The organism is Paenibacillus hebaui, assembly GCF_051934385.1.
In the GTDB taxonomy this organism is placed as follows: Bacteria; Bacillota; Bacilli; order Paenibacillales; family Paenibacillaceae; genus Paenibacillus.
The window spans coordinates 1,389,619-1,413,259 of record NZ_CP196836.1 but is presented as its reverse complement, the minus strand read 5'-3'; the positions used below and the strand labels follow the sequence as shown (position 1 = coordinate 1,413,259).

The 23,641-nt window shown below is 49.2% G+C and carries 26 protein-coding genes; all 26 read right to left on the bottom strand.

What is annotated here, in order from left to right; translation table 11 throughout:
- Positions 1-3: 3 nt before the first annotated feature.
- On the bottom strand, positions 4-2,562 hold the full coding sequence (locus ACR32F_RS06235) for a hypothetical protein (RefSeq protein ID WP_440117170.1): 2,559 nt from the start codon (positions 2,560-2,562) through the stop codon (positions 4-6).
- Positions 2,563-3,108 (bottom strand): putative phage tail protein, encoded by a 546-nt coding sequence (locus tag ACR32F_RS06230; RefSeq protein ID WP_440117168.1) that lies wholly within the window; start codon positions 3,106-3,108, stop codon positions 2,563-2,565. It abuts the gene before it with no gap.
- Positions 3,105-4,163, bottom strand: a complete 1,059-nt coding sequence (locus tag ACR32F_RS06225; RefSeq protein ID WP_440117166.1) for a baseplate J/gp47 family protein — start codon at positions 4,161-4,163, stop codon at positions 3,105-3,107. The genes ACR32F_RS06230 and ACR32F_RS06225 overlap by 4 nt, the downstream gene beginning before the upstream one ends.
- Positions 4,156-4,569, bottom strand: coding sequence for a DUF2634 domain-containing protein (locus ACR32F_RS06220; protein WP_440117164.1), 414 nt, complete (start codon positions 4,567-4,569; stop codon positions 4,156-4,158). The genes ACR32F_RS06225 and ACR32F_RS06220 overlap by 8 nt, the downstream gene beginning before the upstream one ends.
- Positions 4,566-4,823, bottom strand: a complete 258-nt coding sequence (locus tag ACR32F_RS06215; RefSeq protein WP_440117162.1) for a DUF2577 family protein — start codon at positions 4,821-4,823, stop codon at positions 4,566-4,568. The genes ACR32F_RS06220 and ACR32F_RS06215 overlap by 4 nt, the downstream gene beginning before the upstream one ends.
- Positions 4,824-4,829: 6 nt before the next feature.
- Positions 4,830-5,840 carry an XkdQ/YqbQ family protein gene (locus ACR32F_RS06210; RefSeq protein ID WP_440117160.1) on the bottom strand — a complete coding sequence of 337 codons (1,011 nt, stop codon included), beginning with the start codon at positions 5,838-5,840 and terminating at the stop codon, positions 4,830-4,832.
- A 13-nt stretch (positions 5,841-5,853) separates the two neighbouring features.
- Positions 5,854-6,549, bottom strand: coding sequence for a LysM peptidoglycan-binding domain-containing protein (locus ACR32F_RS06205; RefSeq protein ID WP_440117158.1), 696 nt, complete (start codon positions 6,547-6,549; stop codon positions 5,854-5,856).
- Positions 6,550-8,631 (bottom strand): hypothetical protein, encoded by a 2,082-nt coding sequence (locus ACR32F_RS06200; protein WP_440117156.1) that lies wholly within the window; start codon positions 8,629-8,631, stop codon positions 6,550-6,552. It lies immediately after the preceding gene.
- A gap of 201 nt (positions 8,632-8,832) precedes the next feature.
- On the bottom strand, positions 8,833-9,255 hold the full coding sequence (locus ACR32F_RS06195; protein ID WP_440117154.1) for a phage tail assembly chaperone: 423 nt from the start codon (positions 9,253-9,255) through the stop codon (positions 8,833-8,835).
- Positions 9,256-9,549: 294 nt separating this feature from the next.
- Entirely contained in the window at positions 9,550-10,008 is a 459-nt protein-coding gene (locus tag ACR32F_RS06190; RefSeq protein WP_440117152.1) for a phage tail tube protein, read from the bottom strand.
- A 1-nt stretch (position 10,009) separates the two neighbouring features.
- Positions 10,010-11,326, bottom strand: coding sequence for a phage tail sheath family protein (locus ACR32F_RS06185; protein WP_440117150.1), 1,317 nt, complete (start codon positions 11,324-11,326; stop codon positions 10,010-10,012).
- Entirely contained in the window at positions 11,326-11,547 is a 222-nt protein-coding gene (locus ACR32F_RS06180) for a hypothetical protein (protein ID WP_440117148.1), read from the bottom strand. Before ACR32F_RS06180 ends, ACR32F_RS06185 begins: the two co-directional genes overlap by 1 nt.
- A gap of 57 nt (positions 11,548-11,604) precedes the next feature.
- Complete coding sequence (locus tag ACR32F_RS06175) at positions 11,605-12,030, bottom strand: phage tail terminator family protein (RefSeq protein ID WP_440117146.1); 426 nt, start codon at positions 12,028-12,030, stop codon at positions 11,605-11,607.
- Positions 12,031-12,329: 299 nt separating this feature from the next.
- On the bottom strand, positions 12,330-13,445 hold the full coding sequence (locus tag ACR32F_RS06170; protein ID WP_440117144.1) for a tail fiber protein: 1,116 nt from the start codon (positions 13,443-13,445) through the stop codon (positions 12,330-12,332).
- Positions 13,445-14,035 carry a YmfQ family protein gene (locus ACR32F_RS06165; protein WP_440117142.1) on the bottom strand — a complete coding sequence of 197 codons (591 nt, stop codon included), beginning with the start codon at positions 14,033-14,035 and terminating at the stop codon, positions 13,445-13,447. The genes ACR32F_RS06170 and ACR32F_RS06165 overlap by 1 nt, the downstream gene beginning before the upstream one ends.
- Before the next feature lie 104 nt (positions 14,036-14,139).
- Positions 14,140-15,279 (bottom strand): baseplate J/gp47 family protein, encoded by a 1,140-nt coding sequence (locus ACR32F_RS06160; RefSeq protein WP_440117140.1) that lies wholly within the window; start codon positions 15,277-15,279, stop codon positions 14,140-14,142.
- A gap of 4 nt (positions 15,280-15,283) precedes the next feature.
- A complete protein-coding gene (locus ACR32F_RS06155) occupies positions 15,284-15,739 on the bottom strand; it encodes a DUF2634 domain-containing protein (protein ID WP_440117139.1) in 456 nt (151 codons plus the stop codon).
- Positions 15,732-16,142, bottom strand: a complete 411-nt coding sequence (locus ACR32F_RS06150) for a hypothetical protein (RefSeq protein WP_440117137.1) — start codon at positions 16,140-16,142, stop codon at positions 15,732-15,734. The genes ACR32F_RS06155 and ACR32F_RS06150 overlap by 8 nt, the downstream gene beginning before the upstream one ends.
- Entirely contained in the window at positions 16,135-17,121 is a 987-nt protein-coding gene (locus tag ACR32F_RS06145) for an XkdQ/YqbQ family protein (RefSeq protein WP_440117136.1), read from the bottom strand. Before ACR32F_RS06145 ends, ACR32F_RS06150 begins: the two co-directional genes overlap by 8 nt.
- Positions 17,118-17,750: a LysM peptidoglycan-binding domain-containing protein gene (locus tag ACR32F_RS06140; protein WP_440119708.1), complete on the bottom strand. Its 633-nt coding sequence runs from the start codon at positions 17,748-17,750 to the stop codon at positions 17,118-17,120. Before ACR32F_RS06140 ends, ACR32F_RS06145 begins: the two co-directional genes overlap by 4 nt.
- A gap of 54 nt (positions 17,751-17,804) precedes the next feature.
- Entirely contained in the window at positions 17,805-19,604 is a 1,800-nt protein-coding gene (locus ACR32F_RS06135) for a hypothetical protein (RefSeq protein WP_440117135.1), read from the bottom strand.
- Positions 19,605-19,787: 183 nt separating this feature from the next.
- Positions 19,788-20,222, bottom strand: coding sequence for a phage tail assembly chaperone (locus ACR32F_RS06130; RefSeq protein ID WP_440117133.1), 435 nt, complete (start codon positions 20,220-20,222; stop codon positions 19,788-19,790).
- A 177-nt stretch (positions 20,223-20,399) separates the two neighbouring features.
- Positions 20,400-20,807 (bottom strand): phage tail tube protein, encoded by a 408-nt coding sequence (locus ACR32F_RS06125; RefSeq protein WP_440117131.1) that lies wholly within the window; start codon positions 20,805-20,807, stop codon positions 20,400-20,402.
- A gap of 94 nt (positions 20,808-20,901) precedes the next feature.
- Positions 20,902-22,365, bottom strand: a complete 1,464-nt coding sequence (locus tag ACR32F_RS06120; protein WP_440117129.1) for a phage tail sheath family protein — start codon at positions 22,363-22,365, stop codon at positions 20,902-20,904.
- The gene (locus ACR32F_RS06115) at positions 22,365-22,565 is read right to left on the bottom strand and encodes a hypothetical protein (RefSeq protein WP_440117127.1); all 201 of its coding nucleotides are present in this window, start codon (positions 22,563-22,565) and stop codon (positions 22,365-22,367) included. Before ACR32F_RS06115 ends, ACR32F_RS06120 begins: the two co-directional genes overlap by 1 nt.
- 109 nt (positions 22,566-22,674) lie before the next feature.
- Complete coding sequence (locus tag ACR32F_RS06110) at positions 22,675-23,598, bottom strand: hypothetical protein (RefSeq protein WP_440117125.1); 924 nt, start codon at positions 23,596-23,598, stop codon at positions 22,675-22,677.
- Positions 23,599-23,641: the final 43 nt, after the last annotated feature.

The following is a 23,641-nucleotide window of genomic DNA, read 5'->3' as shown; positions in this document are numbered from 1 at the left end:
TCCTTATTGTTCGGCTATGAACGATATATTTTCTAAATTCAGCCAGGTGTTACCACCTGCGAATCCAAGGTATACAACACCATCGGGTGATATCTCAACCGTAGCAGCTACCAGCGCAGTGCTGTTTGATGTTAATGTATTAAATAAGATTGCCTTTTTAGGGCGGTATCCTACTGGTAGCCTAAATATACTTGCCCCATTTGTGTTTGCCCCGCCACGGATTAACCCACGTAAGTGGGTTAATCCGTGGCTATCCTTATAGTACCCAATAGGTTGGTATAAATCGGAGTAGTTCGTCCATCCGTTTACCAATGTCGGGGTAATCCATACAGGAGCGTCCTTCTCTGCCTTTTTCGATTCTAGCACCGAAATGCGTGTTGTGTTTTCTTGGAGCGACTTGACCGCATCCAGCAGCAGAGACTTTTCATTATCAGCATAGGTTCCGTCAAGGCTGACTACCGGATATTTGTCCAGCATCAGGTATGTGACTGTATAGGATGGGGTTGGATTGAAATATTTAGAATCTTTGTATAAGCGTTGCGCTCCCCAGCTATCAGCATTGGTAGATGTTGACCAATCATAAACTTGTCGGCTATTGGCGTATACATGAATGAATTTACCTACTTTGTTCACTAGTTTAGTCGCAGCTGCCTGACTATTGATATAGTAATTGTTGTCAGGAGGGTATAGAGCAGGTTTGAGGCCTTCACGTAACACAATTCCCGTACCTACCTCAACCTGATTGTCTCCCTTGAACAAAGTCAATTGCCCCTCAGAAGTGATCGGCTCTACGACTGGAGTAGCAAGCTGGTATAGGAGTTGATATGACGCAACTGTTGAAACCTTCGTTGTCGGAAGTACGTTTACACCGCTAGAAGATTGATCGACTGGAACAAACCATTTCCCTACCCCATCAGTTCTGTTAAAAACACCGCTGCCATCAGGATTGGTATTTACATCATACATCTTCCATCCCATGAAATACGCCTTAATCTCATCTGTTGTCGGTGTGTATGAGTCTCCCCATCCGCTGTCTGTGTTGGGAATCGAAATGTAGAAATCACCTGATCCTGAAACCGCGTTTGTATCAGCAACACTGCCCGTACTACCTTGTGGCACTATCTTACCTTCGTATTTGGTAGCTACACCTGATCCTGCCACGCCTCCGGTCACCAAGCCGACGACTTTAACCTGTTTTAGCCCTGTGGAAACTGCGTCACCAAAACCCCAAGCTAATGCCCCATCCAAAACCAGTCGTCGCCACTTCTTCGCTTTAAAATATTGCCCCCCCTGCTCAAACACCGTATCAGGATTAGCTCCCGTGTCTGGATTGGCGTGTAGCTCTGTTTGCAACACAAGCATGGCGTCTTCACGTGATTTGAAAGGTTCCACTGTTTTTCCGAGTGTAAGCATCCAGTTTTTGCATGATACTGTTTTTGATGAGTCGAAACTTCGAATTACAATTGCGATCGTAGATCGGTTACCTACATTGAAAGTTTTAACTTTTTCGTATGAATATCCCGTTATTCCACTGCTGTAGCTTGTATCGACCGCTGCCCAGCCTGCTCCTTCAAATGTCACACTTGAGTATCCCTCATGCTCATATGAAAATGTATAATCAGAATTAGGAATAACCTGAATATGAAACGCGATAAAGTCCATATCACCGCCCACCCCAAACTTAACACCATACCTCCCGTCAGCTACTACCTTTGATGCGGCTGTTACCCTATTCGCCTCATAAAGTGGCGGTAACAAATTCTCACCATACCTAATCGCATACGGATTTCGCACAGGTTGAACGCTATCAACGTAAGGATACTTAGTGGCTACTTGTTCCGGCGTCATGCTGTTCAGTGCAACGTATTCGGCTGAGCTGACTTCGTAGAGGCGCACATTGTCCGCATTGAATACTTGCCCAGATGCCCCGCCACCTACAACTGCAATCAAATGGGTTGAGGCTGTTGCCGTGAACCTAGCGAATGAGGTTCCAAACGTAGATCCCGTTACTATATTCCCGTTAACTACAGTGGATATCGATACGAATGTGCTGCTAGTCGATACGTTTTTGACGTCCGCTATCAGTACATATGTCTTACCGACTGACGTAGACACTTCCTTGCTTATGTTGCTGTTAGTGGAGGCCAGGGTTACTTTTAATGAACTCATACTACCTTGGGCAGATACCGTAGTGTCTAAAGTTGCTGACGCGGCGCCTATATCCCAGTTACTATATCCCTCAAAGCCTCCATCACGCCCCAATAAATTCACCAGCGTCCGGCCCTTCAATCCTTCCAGCTTAAATGCCGAGGCACGCTCAGCATTAATAATCTGTAATCCAGGCTCCAACGTCACCGATCTTCGCTGCTCGGTATCCAGCCGCTCCTGAATACTGCTTACCTGCGCTGCTGTCTCCCCAACCTTTTCCTCCACCTGCTCCGCAAAACCATCAATCTTCTCCCAGTTCTGATCCAAATACTTATCCAGATCAAAATAGGTTGTCGATGGCGAGGAACGGTCAATCTTATTCAATCCCAAATTCGGTGTTTTTGGTTCATTCATCTATGCTCCACCTCCTAAAAATTTATCCTGCCGGGTCTGTTCAATCTCAGCCAGCGTCATGCTTTCCACTTCCGCAATCGTTAAATACCGCAGACGATACTCCACGGTCATATGTGCCGGTTTGATATCCTCAATTGCTGCCTTCAGATCGTCCAGATTGGGTGGCAATCCCAAAGTATCAGTGAAACGGATCATGATCCTATATTCGCCTGAATCAACCGAAACTTCGATCCCGCCACTCTCATACGCCTGTGCCACATTTTTCAGCATCGAACCGGAGACTTTGCCGCTTCCGCGCATTTTGGAGATGATTACGGATCTCCGCTGGTCATCTGGCTTGGCTTGATTCGTCGGAATTTGTAAATCCCGCTCATACCGCTCCAGTGCCCAGGTCGCCAACTCTGGGTAGAACTGTTCCAGCACACCTTCCAACCCCAACGCAAGCTTGTCCAGTTCAGTACCTTCGGTCTCCGTAAGAAGCTGCATCTCCAGCACATTTTCATACAACGGTGGCAAAAGAGACATTAATACCTCCGCTTTGCTCATGTCACCTTCACCGTCCCGAGAACGGCGACTGCACCGGGTGCAATCTCTAAATTGGACATGCCGCCATTCACCAGCAGATCGCTATAATCGATCACGGGCGGAATATCCAATATCACATTGGCAACTCGTGTCCAACGAACCAATGGATCGGCAAACGCCAGCTCTTTCAGATAAGTGGTAACTCCCTTTTCAATCAGCGTTTTCACGCCCTCGTACGTTGAGCCTGATGCAAGCGTGACCTGCACTTCGACATGAATGGGCACTTCCTCCGCCCCCACCACCGTGACCACGGGTCCGATTGGAGCAGCGCCTTCACCCATACCATCCTGGGTTGGATCGATATAATTCTGCACTGCTTCAATCACCGCCTTGGCAGGTGCGTGCATTTCATTGTTCAGCAGCGCCACTTTTACCGTCCCTGGACCTTTCCACAATGGAAAAGCCTTCGCTTTCCCTACCCCGGAGTTTTCTCGCGCCCACAGTTCATATTGATATTTGTTGGCACTCGTTATCGGACGGGATACTTTGTCCTGATATCGGTCATATAACGCCTGATCTGTCTCTTCGTCTTCCCCAGGAACCAACAACTGAGTCAGTTCGGCTGTCGTCAGTCCGGCTATATAATCGATGGGCAGCAGCGCCCCTGTATATTCATTGCCTTCTGCTCCGGCAACCTCACATTCCAGCACATATTGTCCTGCCGCGGTACGCTCCACTACAACATACACCCGATCCCCTGTGGAAAAACGACTCTCCAAAGGAACCTCCACGGCTTTACCTGCGTTATCTTTGAAGCTGCCAGCCCAACGTGCCTGAGTTGCTGCTTTACGAGTGATGCCCGACCAAGCCACTGCCCGGTCAAGATACTCCCCGGAAGCTGTATCCGCAAATTTCAGATTGGCGTTCACATCCAGCTCGATATACATCTGAGCCATCTCCACAGCGGCTGGCGCAAGCGCATCATAGATAATGCTGCCTTCCCGTTTATCCACACCATCCGGTACCTTGTCCAGCATCCGGTTCAAAATAACTTCAAACGTCTGTTGCTCATACATTCATGTTCACCTCCGTCTCTTGCCTAAAGCTCCCAAAGTCCGTTTCCACGGTAAAAGAAACCTTTACACTGTCCGCCTCATGAACGAAATCGAACTCCGTTACTTCCGAAATACGATCATCTGGAAGCAACGCTTCCCGAATCCAGCGCTCCAGTTCGGATTCCACCATGGATCGTCCAGCTATCCCTTCCCAGGACCATTCCATACCGTAATCCGAAGAATAGATTAGATGCTCGTAACGGCGTGTGGACAATGCTTTATACACGGCCTGTTTTACCGCATCTTTTTCATCCAGTTGCAGTCTTCCAATTCGCTGTCCCGAAGCTTGAAACACATACGTCAGACTTGGCAGCACAGCAACCTCTTCCAGATCTTCGGCACTCATTTGTGTACCCTGTGGAATCATGGATTCACCAGCCGATCCAGCACAACGAAGCTGTCCCCGCCTTGCACACGTAACAACAGGACATGGTCACCGACTGTCCAAGCTTTGCTTGCTACAGATTCTGGCAGTACCAGAAAAGGCTCTTCCAAAGCCAACCGCTGTTCAACAGTAATCTCAAGGGGCTGTGTGTTCGTTACACTTCCGTACATGATCTGAACGGGAGACTTGGCATCTACAGCGGCTACCGCCGCCTTTTTAATCACATCCAACATCATATATCGTTACACCACCTTCAAATCCAGCGACATCGTGTGTACGCCCCCCTGCACCTTGTGCGTACATTCGTCGACCAGAAAATATTGATTGATCTTCAATTCCTCTATCTGAATGTTGACATAACTACCCGCCCTCACCTTGAAATCGCCGAGCGCATCCACTTTCAGTGTCTGTGTCTCGCGGTTACGCAGCGTCATCAGAGTCTTCAGCATGTCATCAATCTGGCCTTTGTTCAGGCCATCGTCCGCTTTTTGGTACAAAAAAAGCAGCCCCCATTGACGGATGCTGCTTGAGTTCTGATGCACGTACGTTTCCCTTTTTCCCGTATCCTTGTTGTCCCGATACAGCTTGATTTTGTTATACGTCTGGTCGTCAATTGACCTCGTATAGCTATAATTCGTAAGCAGACTGTTGTCCCCAATGACAAAACCATACGGCATCTCTTCGATATCCCGAAGCACCAGCTTGCCAAAGTCATCGTAGAAGATATAGTTTTTGCCGCCATAGATCAGCGTCCGGTCCAACGCCTCACAGATCATGTCGATCAGCTTTTTATTATCAAATACCATGCGTGGAATGGCATATTTCGGCTGGATCAGATCACCTGTTTTCAACAGAAAGTCTTTTGCAATTCGTTTGATTACATCCGCAGCGGTTGCATTAACGAACTTGTACGTCTGATTTGCAGTTAGATAACGTGTCTGGTCGTAGGCCTTGATTTTGACACTTTCATCCTTGCCGCTATCCACCGAAAAGATGTATCCGTAAAACACTTCCACTTCATTACTGATATACTTCACGACATATCCATTCTCGTACGAAAATTTCGTATTCTGATATAAGCTGCCCTTGATCAACGTGAATTCCAGAGAGGAAGGCTTGCCGATACGGGAGGTTTTATACGTAATGTCACCGGCAATTTCGCTAATATCCCAGATGTTGCCCTGCTTATCATCCAGCCATAGATGCTCTTTCAGGTTTGTCTGCTTGTCATCCAACATAATCTGTTGCTGCATGTTTCCTCTCCTTTCACGGAAGCTTGATCACAAGTCCAATAGGCAGCTTCTTCAGTTGGGCATCCTTGATGCCATTCAGCTTCTGCAATTCTTTCCAGCGAGATCCATCTCCCAGGTTAGCTTTAGCAACCGACCACAAGGAATCTCCGGCTTTGAGCTTGACCGTCTTGGCCTGGATTTTTTCATTGGGCCGAGAGGCTTTGGTTTTCGTTTTCGCTGCAGCAGAATTCTTACTGTCCTTGAGAGGCACTACTTTTTTGGCAGAATAAAAAATGAATTGCTTCAGCTTGATATCATACTGGATATCGCCCACCGTACCCGCTGTCTCCTTCCAATCAAAGCTCTCAATGGAAACAGCCATGTTAATTGTGTATCTGGCGCTTGAAAAGAACAGCCTGACGGGTCTGCCTGTCTGCATCCAGCGGATAATTTTTTTCACATATTCATAAGGGTCACGGTAATATTCCTTCTGTATCGCCGGATGACTTGCATCATAATTCAAGTGATACGGACTGTAGTCCGCCGGAAAAATCCCGCTGAAACTGACTTCACGCAGCTTGGGTGACTTGATCACATTAATCTCACCCAATGCGCTAACGTTAAACGTACTGCCATCCCCCGCATCCGAAAACTCAATACTCTCTGGTGTCACCGGGAAAAACATGTATTCCGAGCGGTTATTGAAGCTTAGTTGAATGTAATATTCCACTTATCCATACACCCCCTGGGCACTGGAGACGATCTGGCTGCTCAGTCCATCGGTGATTTTGCTGATGATGCTGTCCACATCATGCCCGCTGTTGATATCCCCTGTAGTAAGCTGAACGGTTGGTGTCAGACTGACGAATCGCTGAATCGCCTGCATCTCTGCAAGCTCACGCATCAGCTTCAGATCCTCACTGGTCACATCAATCGTTCCCTCAACGCCGCCAATTTGATCTACTTTCCCCACATTATTGATTTGGTTGATGTTGCTCATATTGTTGGGAACGACCGTGGGAGCAGGTGCAGTTGGCATCGGTGGCATGGGAGGTGTTTTTGGCATTTCGGGTATGAGATTCTTATCATTTCCGAACAATCCCTTAAGACCCTTTTCCTTAGAATCCTCCTTGGAATCATCCTTTGAAAGCTTAGAAACCCATTCCTTAGTCGATCTCTGACCATCCCCATAGACGTCGGGATTGAATTGTGCATCCATTCTCATCGACTCAAATACATTCTTGTCACTTTTCGGTTCCATTGATTTCAGAGTGTCCATCCATTTCTTAATGTTCTTGCTGCCAATGTTAATATCCGATTCGGACATCACACTCAGGTTTGTACCAAAGGTATCATTAATAAAGGAAGCAACATCGCTTATGGCCCCTACAGCTCTTTTAAGGAAATCCTCAATACCAACCATCACATTATAGAGAGTTTGCAAAACAAACATGCCGAGATCGTAGAACAACTTTTGGATTGCATAGACAGGATCAATGAAAAGGTTAATCAAGAAATCTGCCAATGAAGCAAATACGTTCCACACGGTAGCAATTACCACTCTGATGATCTCGCCAAGCATCATAAACGTCCCAATAATAGCCCCGAGAATATCGGTTCCGGTTGCGCCGAACATTTGGAAAACCATAATCAATGCAGCAATGACTGCGATGATCAGCAATATAGGCCAGTTTACAGCCAGCCATGCCGCAGCGAGCATAAACACTTGAAAAATCACAACGCCAAGCGAAACAATCATGTTGTATAGAAGCACCATAGCAATAGCAGTCAAGATAGGTGCAATGATATCCCAGTTTTCTTGCACGACTGTAGCAAAATTGATGAACCCGTCTACAATAAATGCCACCACCTGAGCGATGATTGCAAACGCCCCACCAATCCATTCAATAAAAGCACTGAACTGGCCTGAGCTTATCGCTTCGTTTAATCGGTCAAGCACTGGAGAAAGCACTTCCAACGCTTTAGTACCGATTTCAGACAATATACCGTTGAACTGGTTCACAAGAGCTGTCCATTTTTGCAATGGAGAATCAAGCATCGTATCAAAGGCCTCTTGCGTGTAGCCCTGCATTTCAAGAACTGTCTGCAGTCCTTGTATGAAACCGTCCAGGTCTTTAGTCTGAATAAATTCATCCAATCCGGCTCCAGCTAGTGCACTTTCAGGAATGTTAAATTGACTCGCCAAATCAGTATTTTTCCCATTCATGGCACTAACAATGGCACCAGACGCATCGGACAGACTTTTTCCATCCGGTGACAGCATACTCAAACGTTGAGTTAGTTGATTCAACTGATCTACCTGCCCTGTATTCTGTGCCAAAGGCACGAAGCCTAGAGAAGATTTGAGCGAATCGTTGACATTCTGGCCACTCTTGGACGCTTGGTCCCGATACTTATTATAGAGGCCTTCTCCGAGCACCGGATCTTCAGCAGCAACCATATAACGATACTTGAAGTCTTCTTCTTCAGCAGCCGCTTTTAACACGACACTTCCAGCCGACTTTAGCATTTGCATCCACTTGGAGAGCTTGTTCAGATTATCCCCTAACGAATCACTTGTATCATCAGCCGTATCCTCCAGCTTTTCCATCAGATTAATCGTTACATTCATCTGTTGGTTTATTTGATTAAAGTGGTTGGATATGTTCGTCTGGTTAAATTGATTCAAATTAATCTGGTTCATCTGGTTGAAATTGTTCAAAATTTCGGTTGTTTTTACCTGGATCAGATTCAAGTTGTTAATCAGATTATTTACGGATGGAGGATTGATTACTTCGATTGTATCGGACATTCATGTCTCCCTCCTTTCCCCTTTATTTTTTCCGGGCGCGGCTCTTGGACCGCTCTTTCTTCTCTTCCTCCACCCGGATGGAGATCATGGCGTAGATGGCTGCTCGTTCACGTATGGAGAATGCCATTAATTCATGCGGGAGAATATTCAATTCATGGAGAGCGTAATAAGCCAGATTGGCTTCGGAATCGCCCTCTTTAATTAGTTTTTTACGTCATCCACCAGTTCGTTCATATCCTGATTGAAGCCGTTCAGCTTCTGGACCTGTTCCCCAAGTGAGGCAAATTCGCCGGGCAGCAGCATTTTCCGCAAAAGTGATTCCGCCCCCATCACACCATATGAGCGCTGAAGCTCTGCGTTTTTCAGATCAGGGTACACCACGCTGGCGCTCATCAGGCGAGCCATATATTCATTGGCATCAATGTCAGGTGTGTATACACCGTTCTTGCCTTTGATTTTGCGAGTAGCCGCCTTACGGCATTCTTGGTTCTCGTCCTCGGTCATGCTGCGCAGTTTCCAGGCAACCGGCTCACCCTTCTCATTCTTGAAACGGGAAGATACGATGAATTCCTCCGTTGTATCCGCCGCTGCATTTTGTGCAAAAAACATACTTAATCCACTCATGTATAATTCCTCCTCGAAAGTTAAGCCCTGCGCCGCAGGAAGCGGCGAAGAGCATGTATAGTGTGCTTAAATGTTTAGATGATGCTATATGTGAAACTAATGTAATGCTCGTGTCGTGTGTAGCTACGGGCAATTATGTGCAGCTTCTCCTCAAACAAAGAGAGATTGCAAATGAATTTGGAAACGCCAAATAGCCCGTAACACAGGCAAGTTGAACAGGTTTATTTTTCAAAAAAATGCTGCTACAGTCAGACTCGTTGTATATCTATGGTTCATATTTCCGTAACTTTTATATTACTTTGGCGATTTGAACGATACAGGCATATCCACATCTTCAAAAGTAAAGCTCACTTCTTCCTCCAACGCCTCGGATTCGGTATCCAGAGATGCCATGATCACACTGTCGAGGTTGACACCTTTGAGGGTCACGGTCTGTTTGCCAATGGTGGACGAAGGATCTTCGTTGGTTACTTCAATGTCAAAGTATGTGTCCACGCCATTCTGCATGTACTGGAGCATCAACTCACGGAAACGGGATGTGGTATAAAAGATCGTCATGGAACCAGAACCGGACCAACCGGTTGCTTTGTGCTGCACGCCGCGGCGGCCGAGGGTTTTGACCTCTGCTTTTTGCTTTTCCACAGTGGCTTCCAGCGTTTTCACATAGAACATTTCTTCCGTCTGTCCGTTAATCGTTGCATATGCGCGGCCTTCCTGGCCGGAGATCGTATCGCTTGCTTTCAAAAATGCCATCTTAAACCACCTTCACTTTCATATATACTTTTTCAACGGAATCTACAGGCTGGACTTGAATCTCGATCAGAATGCTGTCGGTTTCATTTCCCGGAGTGACTGTGATATCTGTTTTGGAATCAAAATTTTGAATCGCCCCAATATCCTGAAGCTGCTTCAGGTAGGTGACACATTGGGAACGGAACAGGCTGCGCCCATCTTCGTTATTGTTCACTTTACCGATGTAATAGGACTCGAAAATCCGTTTCATATCGTTGGCAATACCATCGAGTACACGGACAACACGGTTTTTGGCAAAATGACGTGCTTTATCCGGTGTAATGGAACGGAACGTGTTCACGTCCTGCTCTACCACCGCGCGGTTGCTACTCGCCGTAAAGACAAATTCACCATTCCGCAGTGCCGCTTCTGTCTCGGTATGCGTCAATCGTCCGTTCACATCCACGGCATCGTCATAGGCGCGGAATGTCAGGGATTCATTCAGATTAGCCCCCGCTGTGGCTCCGGCTGTCCACGCTACCGTTTGTTTCGGAGTCAGAACAGTACCGTCTGCGAGTACAACACCATTTTTGACACTAATCACGCCTTCATGATCCGCAGTCGGATAATCTGCCAGCACCAGTTGCACCTTCTTGCCCTCGGTGTCGCGCAAACGCTTGATGTACGCAGTGTATACCGATTTCAATGTGGCATCGTCCGAGATCAGACCGACTGTATTAAAATCCAGCACTTCCAGTTTGGTCAGGAAATCGGCATGTTCCTGGTTGGTTGCTGTACCATCCAGTCCATCGGTTAATGGAAGTGCAGCTGTAGTTGTGAGGGCACCTGTACCTGTGAATGTAACGTATGCGTTAGCTTCCAGCTCCTCGATGGTAGACGCGGTTTGTTTGTCCACTTCTTTACCCGCAAGCAAAGTGGAGACATCGAATTTGTCCGCGTCATTGATATTAGCGGAGATTACAAGTGCCAGATCATTACCGCGCACGCCGCCATGTTGAGCAGTTACCGTCAGTTTATCCAGTGTTGCCTTGGCTTTTGTACCTGCATTCAAACGATACAGAAGCACAGTTTGCGCCCGTTTCAATGCCTCACGAATAAGCAGCAGTTGAGGTGCTGTCCAATCATAGCCCAATTTGGCTTGTACATCTTCACCTGCTTGTACAGTCAGGATCGTGCCCGCTTGCCCCCATGACAATGGAAGTGCCAAAGCTACCGTTCCACGCTCCCCTACCGTACCCGGCAAAGCGCCCTCTGATGCAAAATTCATATATACGCCGGGGCGTACCTTGTTTTGTGTTGTCCATGTTCCTCCAGCCATTATTGTGCCTCCTCATTCATAAATTGTTGGATATGTTGCTGCGCTTCTTCTATTGTGTACGTCTGTTGTTCCAGTAGTACCGCTGCCAAAATATCTTTCTCCATCCGGCTCAATTGCCGGGATTCGGCGAACTGTGCTTTGCTATATTTCGAGTTGGTTTTCTGGTTGTTTTTCTGTTTGGTTTCCGGGTTTTTAGGGTCCAGTTCCTTTTTCGTAAACATTGCCAATGCGCCTCCTATTCCTTTCATGTAAATCCCCTTTATTTAGTTAGTTATCCGTTAGCGGGCTTTAAGTGCAGTTGGCAGCTGCTCCAGTTGTTGCATGGTGGCGGGGGACTCCGACACCTTGGTGGTTCGCATCGTGTAATACACCAGCAGCTTGGGTATCTGCCCCCATGTTTTCCATCGCAATTCGGTAGCACGATACGGCGTCCCTTCTACTTCAATGGTCTCCAGCGCTTCGAAGAGCCTGTCCGGTAAGGTGTCTGGAATGTTGCTTGCATCGAGCCAGCGAATTTCGAAGGTATGGAACTGCACGAAGCGATCACTGCGCTCTCGGGTGAGTTTTGCAGACAGCAGGCGATATGTGAGTCCTTGGCCGTCTGGAGCAGGTGTGATGCCCCCATTTGCTGGGTGGACCGGGATGTCAGGGAAATGCTGTGTGAGCGTGTTTGCGATGGTTTTGGTAAGTTGGTTTGTGGTCATGGTTCACCTCCTTTTTAGAACGCTTCGGCTTAATTCGTCTTGTTACTCGACCAGTGGTATAGATCCCCTTATTGGCGTATTCAAATGGTTTGATGGCCCATAATCCAAACAACAATAGTTTAAATAAAGGCATATACTCTGCGGTAAAAATACGGGCAGCACCGCATGGTAGGCATGCTTAAATTTCGTCATTTCTGTAAAAAATCCGTTAGTATTGAACATTAAATCTTGGATGTTAAATTAGCCTGTTATTGCTAGGAATAAACTTTAGCCCCAAAACATATCCCTTGATAATTATTTTAGACAGGTATAGCCAGTATCGTGTACTCCGTTTGCTCTTGAGAAATATATCCATCACCTGAAGATGTAGTTGCGAATTCCACATAACCGTCACCGAAAGCTAAAGTCCTAAATCCTGCACCTGTAAACATACTATAATTTGAAAAAGTAACATTTCCTCTACCATCAAGAAGTTTTGTATTATTCGTTTCTGGGTACCGAAATGCGACTAAAGGGCCGAAAGAATAAATCCAAGCTGTAGTCCGGTTTTGGAATGAGTCGTACCACAGTTGAGAATTACGAGATTCAATCGAGTGAAGTATAAATACCTGCGGTCTATATCCCGGGATGTCAATCCTCCCCCCCGCTGCAGACACTTTTCCTGTCATCAATGACAAGCCTGTCTGTATCGCCTGCACCTTAGCCGACAACTGCGCCCATGTGTCATTTGTGGATGCACTTCCACCCTTGGCGTTAATGGCACCCACTATGCCGTTCTTAGCATCAACGCCAGATTGAAAAACGTCAGCAGTCCACGGCCCCCAAGATAAAACGCCGCCTCCTGCATCCGAACCAGTCCGCATTTGATAGGTGTTTGTAAAAAGGTTAATCGCCTCTTGCTTAACCCACACACCTGCCGCCATTGCGGAAACTCGGATGTACCACCATTCACCAGTCGCAGCTCTAGGAGTATTAGCAATGTTTTCGCCTACATAATCACCATTTGTTACCAGTAGGTTTGCATTACCGTTACTCGCATTTATAGAAATACCGCTATCTTGAGTAAGCTTGTGCTTCTGCCACGATTTTGCATCAACATAGGATTTGGCTTTTATTGTTGCGTCCGTAGACGCTGCACTGATAGCCGTCACCCTCGCATCACTAACCGCCTTCTCCGTCGCCGCCATCGTCTCAGAAGTCCCATCCGTCTTGCTCGACAACTGCACCTTCCCTTTCTGCGTCAATGACGCATCAGGAATGTCCATCTTACTCACTGCTTCACGAAGCGCATCCAAATCTGCCTGTGTCGCGACACCTGCATCAATCTTTTCAAAAATCCCATTAATACTCTCCCGGTTTACGGTCTCATTCCCCAAAGGAAGAGGTAATTTCAATCGATCCGTTTCTTGTGGCATTACGCCCACACCTCCAGTTCATTCCACGTCAAGGACGCAGCGTCCAGTTCGTCCCAAGTTTTCTGTTTCTTATCTAAATCGTCCCATACCAGATAGCGATACTCATACTCCACAGCCATGTGAGCCGGTTTCAGTTCATCTATTGCACGTTTGAGATCATCAATATTAGGCGGGATGCCCAGCGTATCCACAAAACTCACCGTAAAATTCCACGCTTCCGACTGAAATGTCACATCCACCTTGCCCCCGGCATACGCCTCAGCCACGTTCGCCACCAGCCTACCGGAAAATTTCCCGGCACCGCGCAGCTTCGATTCGACCACCGCACGCCGCTGGTCTACAGGTTTGAGACGATCCGTCTCAATGCCAAGCTCCTGCTCCCAGAAGTCGAGGCCCCATGTCGCCGTACGGACAAAGAACTGATCCAATGTCTCATCCAGCGCCTGATACAGCCAATCCATCTCGGTTCCTTTGGACTGCATATCGGCCTGCATGACGCGAGAAGTCTCATAATAACTCGGCAAATAGGAGAACAACTCCCGCCCTTTCTCACTCATTAGTCCAACATGTACAACAGAAGGAGCACTCATGTCCTGCACCCTCCCTTCCTTTCACTTCGACGCTTGTAGCTTCACCCAGACTTGCTCGGTCTCCGGATTCACGAATTGCATTCTCATCCACCATCTGCCCAATACTACTCATGTACATCCACCGTCCCCAGCACGGCCACCTGACTCGCTGCAATCTCGATATTCTGGTCGCTCACACCGTTCACGGTCAGCTCTGAATAGTCGATAATGGGCGGAATGTCCAGCAGGATCGCGGCAATCCGGGTGTAGCGTACAAGCGGATCTGCATAAGCGAGCTGCTTCAAATACGCGGTCACCCCGCGTTCGATCAATGCCCGTACATCTGCCAGGGTCGCATCACTTGCCAGCGTCAGCTTCACCTGTATGTTCATCGGCACTTCCTCTGCTGGCATCACGGACACCACAGGGCCAGCCGGAGCAACGCCTTCACCCTGTCCATCCTGCGTCGGGTCCACGTACTTCTGCACTGCTGCTACCAAGTCGGTTCCCGCCGCACGCTTGTCCGTATCCAGCAGGTACAATCCCACCGTGCCTGGCCCCTTCCATAACGGTATGACACGTGTTGCCCCAACGCCGGGTACTTCACTGGCCCACTGCACATACTGTGCCTTGTTGCCGCTCGTTCCCTGGTTGCGGACTTTGGCATAAAAGCGTTCCAGCAGCGCCGTATCGGCCTCAATATCTGCACCGCCCTTGATCACCTCAACGTTGGTGACAGAGTTCACGCCACTCACAGGTGTAGACAGCACTGTCACCGTACCCGCTGGCACATTGCTTTCTTTTCCGGCAACGAGCGCTCGCACGCCAACACTACCTAGCCCATCTACATCCAGCTCCACACGGGCCACCGTCTCGTATTCGAGCGAAGCCTCACCGGAGATTTCATCCGCCAAAGTAGCCACAACCGTATCCGCAGGAATCACCTTGCCCGGCGTACCTGCGAATCTAACCGTACCTTGTGCCACCACCGCCGCACGCCGCGTAAGCCCATGCTCACCCGCCCGCAAATCCAGCTCTTCCGAACGGAAATTCGGATCACTGCTCGCCGCCGTACTTGCAAACCCGCGCCGCAGCAACTCCTGCGCCCAAAGCGCCGCCTCAGACAGCATAAACGCAATCGGAGCCTCCGCATCCCACAGAAAAGACCCTTCCGACTTGTCCAGATCCGCGGGCAGACGATCCAGCATACGCTGCATAATCTGTTCCTCCGTCTGGTCCTCCAAATAACGCGGAATCTCAGCCATCCCGTCAGATCACCTCACTTTCCAGAATAAACATCTCTTCCTGCACACTCGCCACCCGGCATGAGAACATGCCCTGCTCCCGATTCCAATCGAACGTAAACTGGTCCACCGAATCCGTCCGCGGATCAGCCAGCAGCGTCTCTGTCACCATCCGGGCAATCTCACTTTCCATCAAACCGCGACTGTCGCCCCGACCTACCAGATCTTCCAGCTCAGATCCATAGTTCCGGGAATAAATCACATATCTGTACCGCGGCGTCTTCACCGCCTTGATGCACCATTGCACCCAGGCTTCATGCGCCCCCGCCGCAGCCACTTTACCACTGGGAGTCAGTACAAAATCCCCTGCATCATAATCGAATCGCCAGCTCCGTCCAAAGCGCACCTCTTCCGAAGCCGCCCCCGACAGGTTCTCCTCATCTCCCCAGATCACACCCGTTTCTGGAAACAAACTAGGCATTTGCACTCACCACCTTACACAGCACCACGATGTCGTTACCGCCATTCACCCGCATCGCCAGTACGCGATCGCCAGCTTTCAATCCTTTTCCCAGAGACAATACCGCTTCTTCCACTTCCCCTTTTGGCAAAAGAAACCGTCCCGCGCCCGTCGTTCCGCCGTTTGCCACGTCAGGTATACCAGAGATCGCGCCAGCAACCTCGCGCTCCGGCAGACCCAGCGTGCCCGGCAGCTCGGCCACGAGATAATCCTGCACTTCGTGCTTGAAATCATCCAGCTTCACGCCGGACGAGGTCATCGTACCCAGCACCGCACCCATGCCGCTCACGGCCTGACGGGTATGAGTACTCATCGCGCCCCGCATGACGTCGGCAAAATGCCCATACGGATCATCTTTATTCAAGGTAATACCTCCTTTTCACCATCTCGGCTGTGCCCAATTCCAGCGTCATTGTTCCAGGCCCGGCAGACAGATCACGGCTAACCGACATGACGATCAGCTTCAGCCCTTTCAGCAGCACTGCATCCCCGGCGCGAATTGTATTCACATCCGGTGCGGATATCGTAAACGTCTCCTGAATGCCTGTCAGACGGCTTTTCGCCAGCTTTTTGGCAGCAGTCGGCGTTTTCACCTGATCGTCCTCGATCAGCTTTTGCAGCGTGCCCAACTCAGCTACACCATCCTGCTCCATCGCCAGCACCTTGGAAGGAACCTCTTTGCCACTTGTGGACTCCGAGGCCGCCATCACTTTAACTTTCGTAACCGCGCCTTCGAGCGTTCGCATCTGTGTTAGGTCGATCAGCCGGTCCAGCGCGTGTACCTTCGTATTACTGCCTACTTTGAAGAGCTGCAACCCGCCGGGTGTCATCCGCGGATGATACATGTCCCCGCCAGACTTCGCCGTTTCCTTCAGATCGGCAAACATCATCGAAAAAATCGTCTGCGAACGATACACCGCTTTACCCAGCTTTGTTTTGGTATCCGGTAGCTCGGCATATGGAATTTTCCATTCCTTGGCGTACGTTTTGAGCCGCTGCGTGGCAGTCTGGTCCTTCGGCAACAGGAACTCGTCCTCCGATTTTTCCAAATAAATCATCCGGTCGTAGACGGTAAGGGACAGCCGCTTGGTGCCGCTGTTCGAGCTTTCCGCCTCCCAGATGACGGCAGGATGCAGCAAGTGAACCATTGATTTCTCGCCAAAAGGAACCCCGCTAATCCGCACCGTCATACCCGGTGATATCGCAGGCAACCCGGACGAAGCAGACACCGCCAGCCGGATGTTGGCCTGATACGCAATCTGGTCCAGCGAGTCCTTCAGCGTAATTGTCTCCACCAGCTTGGTGACGTCATATTTGCCTTCGACAATGACCTTGTAGGTCATGGCATCACCAGCTTTTGCCCCGGCCTGATCCGGTTTGGATCACTGCCGATCGTTTTTGTATTGAGCTTGTAGATTTCGTTCCATTTGGAACTGTTCCCAAGCTCAAGCTTTGCTATTTTGGACAGGGAATCACCAGATTTGACGGTGTAGGTCTTGCTGTTTTTTTTCAGATCGGTACGTGAACCCGACTTGCTTGAAGATTTAGCAGCCCCAACCTTCTCCACTTTGGAATCCCGCCAAGTACGCAGGGTAATGTCAAAATATATGTCCCCACTCTCTCCGCCCCGGAAGGTCGAATTGTGCGAGATCAGATACACCGGCACGTTCACCCCTGTGTTGGTAATGATAAAACGCAGCGGCTTTTTCGATATCAGAAACGTATTCAGCATATTCATCGCTACCCGCGGATCTGGAAAATCTTTTTCGTACATGCAATAGGACGCATCGTATTCTTTGGGAAAAAAAGAAGAGAAGGTGATCTCCTTCACCTTCTCTTCTTGTGCAAAATCAAACTCGCCATGCTCCAGCATATTAATCGTTTCATACCCTTTGGAACGGGAAATCGTAAGCTCTTCTGGCTTCACCGGAAATTGGAACTTCGTTTTCCCATCAATCAGGGTAAATTCCATTTTGATACCTTCGACGTTATCCTCAAATACAGTCATAACAGGCCTCCTTTCTGCTTAGGCCATAATGGTTTTGCGGTTTTCCATCGCACGGCGTACCTCTCCTACAATTCGTTGTCCAACTTGATGTGACAGCCCCTCGTAATCAATCGCATTTTCACGAACAGTCACCTGCACAGCCCCCGGAGGCACGTTGACGGCAATTTGATTAGTTGTCTCGGTTTTGAAATCCTTGAGGTAACCGGACAAACTGCTCATCTGCTCTTCGGAAATTTGTACGGTCATCGTGGACGATTTGCCGTTGGCATTCACAGTGGTTTGCACTCCTTTATCCAGAGCCATCGCTTGGGTCTGCACGACGCTAGTCCCCATGAATGCAGCAGACGTAGGCTGAACGCCCCTACTATTCATAAAAGCTTCTGGACTCGTCATAGTCAGTGCCTGTGGAATATATGGGGGTGGCATCATCGGGCCTGTTGGTACTGGAGACGGTGAAGTAACCGTTGTTGCCTGAGCTACCGGAACTGTGGATACCGATGCGACAGGCGTTTCTTCCTCTTTCTTGGAGCCAAAACCGAAGAAACTGGATATGCCATCGGTGATATTTTTTGTTTTCTCAGAGACATAATCGGCTGCACCCGACAATGCATCACCTACACCCTCGGTAGCGCTAGACATAAAGTTTCCAATATCCTTCGCTTTGTCTCCAATCCAGCCCCCTGCCTCACTGCCAACCCAACCGCCAACTGCACCGCCTACCCATGTTCCGATGCCAGGTAGAAGAACGCTACCGATAGCGCTGCCAATCGCTGTACCTGCTGTGCCGCCAATCATGGAACCAACCGCTCGCCCCCGTTCTTCGGGTGGTGCAGTTGCAACGTTCGCCACATCAGCAAGCATGCTAATCGGTCCGAGCAATCTTTTTGCTCCTTTGGCGAAGCCTCCACTTAAATTATCCATCAATCCGTTACCAGCCAACATGTCGGTTAAAGATCCGAGTACACCAGAGTCTGCAAACCCTAGGCCGCCCGCGCCTCTAATTCTTCTTCCTCCTCCCCTTCTACGGTTGCGATCGGGTGGAGGATTAGGTGGATCAGGTACAGGTGGTCTCGGTAACGGTCTTGGTCCTGGATTCGGTCCGTTGCCTGATCTTCTGCCACTTCGGTAACTTCTTCTTCCACGATCTGGGCCTCTACCACCATCCGCATTGGGTGAACGGACTCTGCGGTTTTTACCCATCTTTCCACCTGTGCAGCAGCAGCATTTGGATGCAGGACTTCTCGTCGGATCTGATGCAGGGCTTTCATCTTTTTTCTTTTTGAATTTATCCAATATTCCCGAAAAATTATTAAATACATCAAACAAGCTGTTAACCTTTTCCGCAGGGTCAAAAATCCATTTATCCCACCAACTTTTGGGGTCTTCTTCCTTCGCCACATTTTTCACCGTATTATTATTGCTCCCTATGTTCACTGCCAACGAAGGCCCGCTCGCCGGATTCATCTTGCCCATCGCCACTTCAACCTTCTGTCGAACCTCTACCGACACCGTACCCGAAGCCTTAACCATCTGGTTCCTGAAGCTGTTCAGTTTCGCCAATGCCCGATCCAATGCCGGACTCAGATTATCGATCAACCCAATCTTCGGCGTGATCCGTAGCCTGCTCAACCGAACAGCCGTGCTATAGATGCTTTCGAGCCTGCGTCCGGTCGTTCTCAGCTCATTGTTCACCTTGATCAAGCTCTGGTAACGAACTCTGCCCAGACGTTCGGTCGAACGCTGGATCTGATCCAAGTAACGAATGGTTGTTTTCATTTCCGCATTGGATTTGGACAAACCTACAATCATTTCTGCCATTTCTTTCACCTCCTGCCCATTCTAATTATCGATTCATTTGCGAGGTGATCGCTGCCATTTCCTCTTCCGAAAAAGCAAGCAACAACGAACGCTCCCCTCGTGGCAAAGACCAGAACTCTCCGGGCCGGAGATGATGCCGGACCCACATGTGATACAGGAACGTGGTCATCCCGCCGGAGTGAATCAGTTTTTTAGGTCTTCAATCTCCACACCGAAGCCGGACAGCTCTAGCACTTTATCGCCTACTGCATCCAGTTCACCCGCCAGCAGCATACGGCGAACCGCCTGTTCGCCACCGGATAGCTTCATGCGGCCGGTAATGCGAGTGTCTCCCCAGCCGGACAGTTCCAGGCTGCGGACTTTCAACTTCACCGTTGCTTCAGAAATCAGCAGCGCGTTAAACGTTTCGGTATCCACCTTTTCCTCGGTGCGGCCTTTGGTCGTTTTTCGAATCGTACAGCGCTCACGAATCTGGTCCACTTTGGAAGACGTTAGTCCACGCAGGGTAAGGAGCAAATCCAGACGCTGAATCCGTACATTCTCTTCCGGCAAACGTTCTGCTGCTTCAAACAACTGATCCAAAATTTGTTCTTCTGACATATTCTCATTCATACTCATGGGGCGTGATCTCCTTTTTATTTCGCAATTGGGTTTAACTATCTCAACAATTAGGGACAACAAATAGACCGAGATGCTCTCAGCCTGCGTGTGTGTCCCTCTCTTGTTAAGTCTGATTTGTACTCACGCTTGATTAAACAAGCTATCTTACGAGGTCATCCCAAAGTCATTTCAACCTTAGTTCGCCACAATCGGATTCAACAGATCGAATCCTTCAAACGTAAAGCCCGTTTCCTCCGGGACTTCCTCACCCGCTGTCCAGTTGGCCAACTGGATTTTGTCCACCATGCAGCCCTTGAGCAGAACGCTCTCATGTCCATATGATTCCGGGTCATCCACTTTCGAGATAATCTCAAATTTGGTGAAGCCGCGCATGATCATGTCAGATGTGACTTTGTAACCTGTCATCGTGCCTGTTCCTTTTTTCGCACCATTTTTGTGCACTTTCCAGTCGTTACCGACCAGATTCAGCTCACGCTTCTCAATTTCAACGCTGGCCTCCAGCTTATTAATATTCGTCTGCCACACACCATCGATATGCAGCTGACCATGGGTACCGAGAATTACTCTTGATGCATCCAACATGACAATTCCTCCTTGAAATTAAAAAATATCGTGTAAACCATCAGTTCAAACTATTGTATTATTCTTTTAAAACCGCTCTTACCTTCCACACGACTTATTGCACGTAAAACGTACCAAACAACTGCTCCATCACATCGGTCAACTTCACATTCCATTGCAGGAATACCTGATCCGCCTCCGGTTTCAGAACCGGTGCAGGACCATAATAAGCTGGGTCGAGAATGACATCATAGCCTTCGGCCTCAATGACATTGCTCTGGGCAAGCTGCTCCAGATAAGCCTTCATCGCACCGATGAGCGCTTGGCGACCTTCTTCGGTGTTATTTACTTTACCGATATACGTGTCTTCCGCGGAACGCTGCAGATCTGTGTTGATCGTATCCATCACACGAATGGAACGGATCTTTTTCCACGCATTGTTCTGTCCAGCAGCAGGTGTTACGAGTGTATTCACACCGCGAAGTGCTTTCACCTGACGTCCATCGTGGAAGAAAATAAACACACCATTCTGTACTGCCTGCTCCTGTTCTGCACGGGTCCAGCGGCGAGTCACGTCATCGAATGGAGTCGGTGCATACGTTGTGGATTCATTCAGACGTTGTCCGGCGATCAGACCTGCGACATACGCAGATGTTTCCGCTGAACTGTAGAATGCATCTCCCAATCGCACACCCGTACCGACATTAATCACGCCCTCGTGGTTCAAGGTCAAAGAACGAGCGGCTGCCTTCTGTGCAGCTGTTGAGGAAGTATCGTCTGCCGTTGAACCGCCAAATACAGCCATGACCGGCTTACCTTCGCTGCGCACACGTTTCACCCAAGCTGCAAAGCTCGCGAGCATAGGTGCATCCGCCGCATGATCCAAAGCCAATACGTCGAATTGCTCCCCTTCCAACGCACCCTGCACAGCAATGTACTCTGCATTCGTCAACTCATCGTTGCCACTTACACCGCCTTTGAATGCAGCCCCTGCAATGGTTGCAACCAGACCTGTACCCTCGCCAATCGCCTGAGCATTTACCCAGATATTGCTTTCATCCGCGTTGATCTCTTTTGCCAGCGACGCTGCCGAAATATCCGCAGTCAACAGGGCATACAACATGCGATTGCCTTCAAACAAGCGTACTTCATGCTTCGTATTATCAATCACACCCAGCTGGATTGTGACATAGAATCCGTTTGCACGGTCACCCGGATACTTAGCATCCAGTTGTAGAACGTTTGCATCACTGCTGTCTTTCAAAAGAAGGCTCGCCACTTTCGCCTTTGCTCCGGCAACCCGGTAAGCAAGCAGCTTCTTCGGCCCTCCCAGCAGAGCGAGCTTCAAGGAAGTATAGGCTGTTCCGCTATCCAAGGCATGTGCCGAGAAAGTACGTTCGATTGCCGCTTCGCTACCGATCTCAACAAAAGTTCCTACCGGACCCCAGTTGGCCTTGATTGGAACGACGACCGTTCCACGATTCCCTGCCTGAATGGCCGACGATGCTGCCGCCTGAAAATTCATATACAAGCCCGGAAGTACCGGACGATTCGTTTGCTCCCATGTTCCACCTGCCATTATCCGTTCACCTTCGCTTTCATAAATTGATTAATTCGTTCCTGCGTTTCTTCAATGGAAAACGTCTGCTGCGCTGCTTCGTACAGCGCACCATACAGCACCTCTGCCTTAACGGCAAAGAGGGCTTCTGCATGATTCATCAGCTCAGCCCGCGTGTATTGCGGGGCAGCCTGTTTGCTTTTTTTAATGGAGCTTGCCATCGCCATCTCACCTCATTGTTTGACTATCGATTTCTTGAAGCTATGATCTTGAACCTATGATTATGAAGCTATCATCTGGAACCCATGCTCAGTTCCTCTCGACTAACGTTTACTCGATCCCCTTGCTATGGTGAATCTCTCGAATCAAGGGTGCATTCGTACCCGGACGGCGAATCCGCTGCTGTAGCGTCAGACGAATCTGTCCGTTCAGATAGGCATCTGCCTGCAAATCTGCTGAAACTTCATCCACTGTGATATATCGCGTGTTACGTGAGTGATCTTCGTTCCCCGCTTTGGTTATCGCAATGCGAGCTTGAATCGCAAGTTGCTCGACTAACCGAGTAACGGTATGACGTGTTAACACCGGATTATCCGTAAGCACATGCCCAACCCACTGCTGTCGAACCTCCAACGCCGAAGTCCCCGCCACAGTTGTGCTGCATCCGGCCAATCGCCATAACACAGACGGCATATCATATCCTCCGGGCCAGACATCCCCATATACCGACCAATCCTGTCCGAGCTGAGATCGTGTCCAGCCTTGAAGCGCAGCCAGCCATGAGTCCTCGGTTTCAGCCGTAACTTCCGCATCGTCCTCGGGAATATACACACCAAACCGCAGGCTGCGTGTAACCATTCCAGACCCGGCATCCACCCGATCGCAGTCCGAGGAACCCAGATAAATGCAGGTAAACGCCCCGCCTTCCTCATCTTCCAGCCGCACCTGATGCAATCCTTCGATCAGCACCGCCGACCAGGCTTCCACTTGCTCTGCGCCTCCATCTTCGGGGCGTGCATATGGTGAAATTTTAATGACCCGTCGATATCCTGCCCAAGCAGACTTTGGAACCTCTTCAGCAAAAGTAACTACCGCGCTTGGCCCGGTTAACACTTCCCCCTGTGCAGGCACATCTCGTACTCGACCGTCCCATGCCGGAACAAGTGCCACAAGTTTTTGCTTCAGCGTTTGTCTGATGACGGTACTCATTTTGCCCGTACTTGCCGTGTTGTTCACCTCACTACTCATAGACACATTCATTTCGCCCCCTTTAGCTGCACGTTTGACTTCTGCCCAC

Coding starts and splice junctions, on each gene's coding strand:
- ACR32F_RS06225 (WP_440117166.1), bottom strand. CDS start 4,163: ATGTATGAGCAACAGACGTTTGAAGTTATTTTGAACCGGATGCTGGAC.
- ACR32F_RS06145 (WP_440117136.1), bottom strand. CDS start 17,121: ATGACCTACAAGGTCATTGTCGAAGGCAAATATGACGTCACCAAGCTG.
- ACR32F_RS06165 (WP_440117142.1), bottom strand. CDS start 14,035: ATGAGTGCTCCTTCTGTTGTACATGTTGGACTAATGAGTGAGAAAGGG.
- ACR32F_RS06160 (WP_440117140.1), bottom strand. CDS start 15,279: ATGGCTGAGATTCCGCGTTATTTGGAGGACCAGACGGAGGAACAGATT.
- ACR32F_RS06120 (WP_440117129.1), bottom strand. CDS start 22,365: ATGGCAGGTGGAACATGGGAGCAAACGAATCGTCCGGTACTTCCGGGC.
- ACR32F_RS06125 (WP_440117131.1), bottom strand. CDS start 20,807: ATGTTGGATGCATCAAGAGTAATTCTCGGTACCCATGGTCAGCTGCAT.
- ACR32F_RS06190 (WP_440117152.1), bottom strand. CDS start 10,008: ATGGCATTTTTGAAAGCAAGCGATACGATCTCCGGCCAGGAAGGCCGC.
- ACR32F_RS06180 (WP_440117148.1), bottom strand. CDS start 11,547: ATGTTTACGAAAAAGGAACTGGACCCTAAAAACCCGGAAACCAAACAG.
- ACR32F_RS06155 (WP_440117139.1), bottom strand. CDS start 15,739: ATGCCTAGTTTGTTTCCAGAAACGGGTGTGATCTGGGGAGATGAGGAG.
- ACR32F_RS06200 (WP_440117156.1), bottom strand. CDS start 8,631: ATGTCCGATACAATCGAAGTAATCAATCCTCCATCCGTAAATAATCTG.
- ACR32F_RS06185 (WP_440117150.1), bottom strand. CDS start 11,326: ATGGCTGGAGGAACATGGACAACACAAAACAAGGTACGCCCCGGCGTA.
- ACR32F_RS06215 (WP_440117162.1), bottom strand. CDS start 4,823: ATGATGTTGGATGTGATTAAAAAGGCGGCGGTAGCCGCTGTAGATGCC.
- ACR32F_RS06115 (WP_440117127.1), bottom strand. CDS start 22,565: ATGGCAAGCTCCATTAAAAAAAGCAAACAGGCTGCCCCGCAATACACG.
- ACR32F_RS06195 (WP_440117154.1), bottom strand. CDS start 9,255: ATGAGTGGATTAAGTATGTTTTTTGCACAAAATGCAGCGGCGGATACA.
- ACR32F_RS06170 (WP_440117144.1), bottom strand. CDS start 13,445: ATGCCACAAGAAACGGATCGATTGAAATTACCTCTTCCTTTGGGGAAT.
- ACR32F_RS06140 (WP_440119708.1), bottom strand. CDS start 17,750: ATGGAATTTACCCTGATTGATGGGAAAACGAAGTTCCAATTTCCGGTG.
- ACR32F_RS06135 (WP_440117135.1), bottom strand. CDS start 19,604: ATGGCAGAAATGATTGTAGGTTTGTCCAAATCCAATGCGGAAATGAAA.
- ACR32F_RS06210 (WP_440117160.1), bottom strand. CDS start 5,840: ATGCAGCAACAGATTATGTTGGATGACAAGCAGACAAACCTGAAAGAG.
- ACR32F_RS06130 (WP_440117133.1), bottom strand. CDS start 20,222: ATGAGTATGAATGAGAATATGTCAGAAGAACAAATTTTGGATCAGTTG.
- ACR32F_RS06230 (WP_440117168.1), bottom strand. CDS start 3,108: ATGAGCAAAGCGGAGGTATTAATGTCTCTTTTGCCACCGTTGTATGAA.
- ACR32F_RS06175 (WP_440117146.1), bottom strand. CDS start 12,030: ATGACCACAAACCAACTTACCAAAACCATCGCAAACACGCTCACACAG.
- ACR32F_RS06235 (WP_440117170.1), bottom strand. CDS start 2,562: ATGAATGAACCAAAAACACCGAATTTGGGATTGAATAAGATTGACCGT.
- ACR32F_RS06220 (WP_440117164.1), bottom strand. CDS start 4,569: ATGATTCCACAGGGTACACAAATGAGTGCCGAAGATCTGGAAGAGGTT.